Consider the following 1,030-nt stretch of genomic DNA (forward strand, 5'->3'; position numbering starts at 1 on the left):
CCCTGGACGCGGCACGCCGCGCCGCGCAGGCCGCGGCGGACGACGCCGCGGCCTCCGAGGTCCGGGCCGACGTCGCCCCCGAGGCCGGGACCGGCGAGGCCGCCGGCGCGTGGCGCGAGGACCGGGCCGCCTACGACGAGCACATCGCCCGGTGCCACGCCGCCCTGCACGCCGGCGACTCCTACGAGCTGTGCCTGACCACCCGCTTCGACGCCGACCCCGCGCTCCGGGTGGACCCGCTGGCCCTGTTCCTCGAGCTCGCCGCCCACCAGCCGGCCCCCTACGCCGCGCTGATGGAGCACGGCACCGGCCCCCGCGGCTGGGCCGTGGTCTCCGCCTCGCCCGAGCGCTTCCTCGCCGGCCGGGACGGCCGCTACTCCACCAAGCCCATCAAGGGCACGGCCGCCCGTCTGCCCGACCCCGCCGCGGACGCCGAGGCCGCCCGCGCCCTCGCCGCGGACCCCAAGACGCGCGCGGAGAACCTCATGATCGTGGACCTGCTGCGCAATGACCTCTCCCGCGTGTGCGAGCCCGGCTCCGTGCAGGTCCCCTCGCTCATGGCCGTGGAGAGCTACGCGACCGTGCACCAGCTCGTCTCCACGGTCACCGGGACGGCCCGGGCCGGCGTGGCGCCGGTGGAGGTGGTCCGCTCCCTGTTCCCCGGCGGCTCGATGACGGGCGCCCCCAAGCGGCGCACCGTCGAGCTGCTCGCGCAGTGGGAGGACTCCCCGCGCGGCGTGTACTCCGGCGCGCTGGGGCTGCTCGGCGCGGACGGGGCGGTGTCCCTGTCCATCGTGATCCGCACCGCCGTGCTCGCGGCCGGGCGCTGGGGCATCGGCGCCGGCGGGGCGATCGTCGCCGACTCGATCGCCGAGGCCGAGCACGAGGAGGTCCTGCTCAAGGCCCGCGGCCTGCGCCGGGCCCTGGCCCGCGCGGACGGCACGGCCCGCACGACGACGGCGCCGCCCCGCTCGCGGTGAGCGGGACGGCGCCGGGGTGCCGGTGGAGCCGGGCCGGGACGATGTCGGCC

1 protein-coding gene is annotated in these 1,030 nt (G+C 78.5%); it reads left to right on the forward strand.

Annotation, left to right across the window (positions count from 1 at the left end):
* A partial coding sequence (locus tag NWP10_RS12095; protein WP_258301067.1) for an anthranilate synthase component I family protein occupies positions 1-980 on the forward strand: 980 nt, incomplete at its 5' end.
* Positions 981-1,030 lie beyond the last annotated feature (50 nt).

It is taken from the genome of Micrococcus sp. HG099, assembly GCF_024723355.1.
Taxonomy (GTDB): Bacteria; Actinomycetota; Actinomycetes; order Actinomycetales; family Micrococcaceae; genus Micrococcus; species Micrococcus endophyticus.